Genomic DNA, 5,081 nt, shown 5'->3' on the forward strand with positions numbered 1-5,081 from the left:
CTGCTCCCGGGCCCTCCCTGGGCGCAGGCCTACGAGCTGGTGCTGGACACCTCGCGCGAGGAGCAGTCCACCGCCCCCGGCACCCTCCACCGGGGCGGCACGGTGCTCCCGGTGGAGGGCAGGTCGGTGATGCTGCTGCGGGTGGCGGAGTGAGACCGGCGCCGCCCCCGCGCGCGGGGCGGTCCGAGGGGCGGGCTCGGCCGAGGATGCCGCGCTCGTAGCCGACGGCGACGGCCGCCGCGCGGTCCTTGGCGCCCAGCTCGGCGAACACATGGGTGAGGTGGGTCTTCACGGTCGCCTCGCTGATGAACAGCTCGGCGGCGATCTCCCGGTTCGAAGTGCCCTCGGCCACGAGCCGCAGCACCTCGCACGCGCGGACGGAGAGCGACTCGGCAGCGGGCGCGGCCGGGGTGCGCACCCGGGTGACGAGCCGTGAGGCGACGGCCGGTGACAGCACCGTACGGCCGTCGGCGGCGCGTACGGCGGTGGACAGCTCGTCCCGGGGCGCGTCCTTGAGCAGATGTCCGGCGGCGCCCGCCTCGATCGCGGGCAGGGGGCCCGCGCCGGTGCCGTACGTGGTCCCGGAGCTCCTCGATCAGCTGCCGGGTGTCCCTGCGACCCGCGGCGCGTGACCGGAAAACCACGTGAGCGATGTCAGTCGTGAACCATAGGCTCGCTCCTGATGCCCGGAAAACCTGCAGAGCCCACGGACCGGTCCGCCGTGCGCTCCCTCCTGCGCCTGTGGCCCTATGTCAGACCGGTGCGTGCGCGCTGGATCGGCGCCGCCCTCGTGGCGGTCCTCGCGTCCTGCCTCGCCCTGGTGATCCCGCTGGTCCTCAAGTGGATGGTGGACGGCCCCGTCGCGGACCGCGACCCGGGCGGGGTGTGGCTGGGGGCCCTCTGGCTGCTGCTGCTGGGCATCGCCGAGGCAGGGCTGTTCGGGCTCCGGCGATGGCTCGTGGCCCGGCCGCTGGCCGGCGTGGAGGCGTCGATGCGCGCCGACCTCTACCGTCATCTGCAGCGGCTCCCGGTGGCGTTCCACGACCGCTGGCCCTCGGGCCAGCTGCTCTCGCGCGGGACCACCGACCTGATGCTGCTGCGGATGTTCCTGGCCTTCCCGCTGACGTTCCTGCTGGTCAACAGCACGACGATCCTGGTCGGTTTCGTCATCCTGTTCCTCCAGGAGTGGTCGCTGGGGCTGGTGCTGCTCGCGCCCGCCGTGCCTCTGATGATCCTGTGCTCGCTCTTCGAGACGAAGTACTCGCTGGTGGCGCGCAAGGCCCAGGACCAGGTCGGGGATCTGACGACGGTCGTCGAGGAGAGCGTGCTGGGCATCCGTGTCGTCAAGGGCTTCGGCCGCAACCGCAGCCAGGCGCTGGCCTTCGGCGCGCTCGCGCAGCGGCTGCGCACCACGGAGCTGGGCAAGGCCCGGCTGCTGGCGGGGATCTGGGCGGTCATCACCGTCGTCCCGGAGCTGGCGATCGGTGCCGCGCTGGTGCTCGGCACGGTCCAGGTCGCGGACGGCGCTCTGTCGGCGGGCACGCTCGTCGCGTTCCTCTCGACGGCCCTGGCGCTGCGCTGGCCGGTGGAGTCGATCGGTTTCCTGCTGGCGATGAGCCAGGAGTCGGCGACGGCCGCCGACCGCTTCTTCGAGGTCATGGACGTCGCGGAGGAGCCGGAGCCCGGGACACGGGGGCGGGCGGCCGGGACGGACGCCCTGGGCATCGTCTTCGAAGGGGTGGAGTTCCGCTACCCGGACGCCGCCCCCGGCTCACCGCCGGTGCTGTCCCGGATCGACCTGCGGATCCGGCCCGGCGAGACGATGGCCCTGGTGGGCGCCACGGGTTCCGGGAAGACGACACTGACCGCTCTCGTCCCCCGGCTGCACGAGGCCACCGGGGGCCGGATCCTGCTGGACGGCGAGGACATCGCCGCCATGGAGCGGCCCCGGCTGCGCGAGCTGGTGTCCGTGGCCTTCGAGGAACCCACCCTCTTCTCGGCGACCGTCGGGGAGAACGTGCTGATGGGCGCGGAGGGGGCGAGCGAGGAGGAGCTCCGCCGGGCGCTGTCCGTCGCGCAGGCCGACTTCGTGTACGGGCTTCCGCAGGGCATCGGCACCCAGGTCGGCGAGCAGGGGCTGAGTCTCTCCGGCGGCCAGCGGCAGCGCCTCGCGCTGGCCCGCGCCGTCGTGGGCGGGCCGCGCTTCCTGGTGCTCGACGACCCGCTCTCCGCCCTGGACGTGCATACGGAGGCGCTGGTGGAGGCCGCGCTGCGGCACGTGCTGGAGGGAACGACGGCCCTGGTCGTCGCCCACCGGCCGTCCACGGTGATGCTGGCGGACCGGGTGGCCCTGCTGTCCGGGGGCCGGATCAGCGCGGTGGGGACCCATCAGGAACTCCTGCGCGGCAACGCCGAGTACGCCCGTCTGATGTCCGGTGCCCAGGACGCCGGTGTTCCCGTTCCCGAGGAGGGCAGCACCCGATGACCAGTACGACTGCCGACGGACCCGCCCTCGCGGACGAGGACCTGCCCGGGGGGACGTCCGGCCGGGCGCGAGGGGGCGGGGACGCGTTCGACGCGGACGCCCTGCCCGCACCTCGGGGTGCCACCCGGGCGCTGCTGTTCTCCCTGCTCGCACCGATGCGGGCCCGGCTGGCCGTGGTCTGTCTCCTGCTGGTCGTCCAGCAGGCCGCCGTGCAGGCGGGGCCGCTGCTGGTCGCGTACGCCATCGACAGCGGTGTCCCCGCGTTCCGGGACCACGACTACGGCCCGCTGGCCGCCGTGGGCATCGGCTACGCGGTGTGCTCGGCCGGTGCGGCGCTGCTCCAGTACGCCTTCATCCGGGCGGCCGCGCGGATCAACCAGGACGTGCTGCTCGATCTGCGCGGCCGGATCTTCCGGCACGCGCAGGCGCTGAGCGTGGACTTCCACGAGCGCTACACCTCGGGCCGGCTGATCTCCCGCTCGACCACGGATGTGGAGTCCCTGCGTGAGCTGCTGAGCGAGGGTCTGCAGGAGCTCATCGGCGTGGTCCTGTCGTTCGTCTCGATCTCCCTGATGCTGCTCTGGCTCGACCTCGGCATCGGCGCCATCGCTGTCGCCTCCTTCGCCCCCCTCTACGTGCTGGTGCGGTCCTACCGGCGGCGGGCGGCCAAGGCCTACTCGGCGCGTTCCTCGGCGATCGCCGCGGTCATCGTGAAGTTCGCCGAGACGATGAACGGCATCCGTCCCGTGCAGGCCTTCCGCAGGGAGCGCGCCAACGACGAGGCCTTCGCGGTGTTCAACCGCCGGCACGAGCGGAGGAACGGCGACGCGCTGCTGGAGATGGCCCGTTACGTCGTCGGCTCCCGGCTCGTCGCCAACACGGCGGTCGCCGCGATGGTCCTGTGGGGTGCCCACCGGGTGGCGTCGGGCACGCTGGCGCTCGGCGTGCTGGCCGCGGCGGTGCTGTACCTGCGGCGGCTGTACGACCCGATCGACCGGCTCGCGATGTTCCTCAACTCCTACCAGTCGGCCGCCGCTTCGCTGGAGAAGATCGCGGGCCTGCTGGCGCAGACGCCCGCGGTGCCCGAGCCCGTGGCGCCCAAGGCGCTGCCCGCCCCCGCCGGTGAGCATCCGGGCCGCGAGGTCACGTTCGACGGGGTGCGGTTCGCCTACCGCACGGGGGGTGAGGTCCTGCCGCGCTTCGGTCTGACGATCCCGGCGGGTCAGACCGTGGCCGTGGTCGGGTCGACGGGGGCGGGCAAGTCGACGCTGGCGAAGCTGCTGGCGCGCTTCTACGACCCGACGGAGGGCCGGATCCTGCTGGACGGCACGGATCTGCGCGATCTGGCGACACCCGAGCTGCGGCGGGGCGTGGTGATGGTGACCCAGGAGGCGTTCCTGTTCTCCGGGACGATCGCCGAGAACATCGCGATCGGCCGCCCGGAGGCGACGCCCGGGGAGATCGAGCACGCGGCCAAGGCCATCGGGGCGCACGACTTCATCAGCGCCCTGCCCGAGGGGTACGACACGGATGTGCGTAAGCGGGGCGGGCGGATCTCGGCGGGCCAGCGACAGCTCGTGGCGTTCGCCCGCGCCCTGCTCGCGGACCCCGCCGTGCTGATCCTCGACGAGGCCACGAGCTCGCTGGACGTCCCCGGCGAGCGGGCGGTGCAGCGGGCGATGGGCACCGTGCTGCACGGGCGCACCGCGGTCGTGATCGCGCACCGTCTGTCGACGGTGGAGATCGCGGACCGTGTCCTGGTGATGGAGCACGGCCGGATCGTGGAGGACGGCGCCCCGGCCGAACTCATCGGCGGTAGGGGAAGGTTCGCGGGCCTGCACCGGGCGTGGCGGGAGAGCCTGGCCTGACGGCGCCCGGCGCCGTGGGCCGGGACGGCGCGGAACTGGCCACACTTCCGCGCCGTCTCAGCAGGTGGTCACCGCCCGGTGCGCACGGCACCGTTCACACCACGCACATGCGAACGGAACCTCGACTCACCCTGCGGCGCAAGGCTTCACGGCCCCACGGCGCATCCGCCGGGCCACCTGGATGACACACGGCGAAACGTCCGGTTAACGAACACGGCATTTCTGGCAACGGACGACTTCCGGCCAATGTGTTGACGCGGTCCTGACACGCCCCTGTTCCGGCTGGCACTCTTCCCCCGTTCCACGCACCGCCTGCTCTGCCCGGCCGCCCACCCAGCCGGCCGCCGCCCCCTCGCAGAAGGAGTCCGCGTGAGACCCACGCACAGCCGTCGCACCACCGCGACCGGCGCTCTGATAGCCGCAGCCGCCCTCCTCGCCGTCGGAATGCAGGGCGGTGCCGCAACGGCCGCCCCCGAAAGCGCGACAGCGGCGCCCGCCGCCGCGGCGAAGGGCGCCGATCCCGGCGCGCTCCCCGCGAAGCTCTCCCCCGCCCAGCGTGCCGAACTCCTCCGGGAGGCCGACTCCACCAAGGCGGCCACCGCCGAGGAACTCGGGCTCGGCGCCACGGAGAAGCTCGTGGTCCGTGATGTCGTCAAGGATGTCGACGGCACCACCCACACCCGCTACGAGCGCACCTACGACGGCCTGCCCGTCCTCGGCGGCGACCT

General features: G+C 73.1%; 2 protein-coding genes and 2 pseudogenes. 3 read left to right on the plus strand and 1 reads right to left on the minus strand.

What is annotated here, in order from left to right; genetic code table 11:
* Positions 1-199: 199 nt before the first annotated feature.
* A pseudogene (locus VN520_RS06150) lies at positions 200-580 on the minus strand (LuxR C-terminal-related transcriptional regulator); the annotation flags it as partial.
* 102 nt (positions 581-682) lie between these two features.
* Here VN520_RS06150 and VN520_RS06155 point away from each other — a divergent pair.
* From VN520_RS06155 to VN520_RS06165, 3 genes and pseudogenes are all read left to right on the plus strand, one after another.
* A complete protein-coding gene (locus VN520_RS06155) occupies positions 683-2,485 on the plus strand; it encodes an ABC transporter ATP-binding protein (RefSeq protein WP_325745820.1) in 1,803 nt (600 codons plus the stop codon).
* Positions 2,482-4,353 carry an ABC transporter ATP-binding protein gene (locus VN520_RS06160; RefSeq protein WP_325745821.1) on the plus strand — a complete coding sequence of 624 codons (1,872 nt, stop codon included), beginning with the start codon at positions 2,482-2,484 and terminating at the stop codon, positions 4,351-4,353. Before VN520_RS06155 ends, VN520_RS06160 begins: the two co-directional genes overlap by 4 nt.
* Positions 4,354-4,722: 369 nt before the next feature.
* A pseudogene (locus VN520_RS06165) lies at positions 4,723-5,081 on the plus strand (peptidase M4); the annotation flags it as partial.

The sequence above is a fragment of the Streptomyces sp. genome (genome assembly GCF_035563135.1).
Taxonomy (GTDB): Bacteria; Actinomycetota; Actinomycetes; order Streptomycetales; family Streptomycetaceae; genus Streptomyces.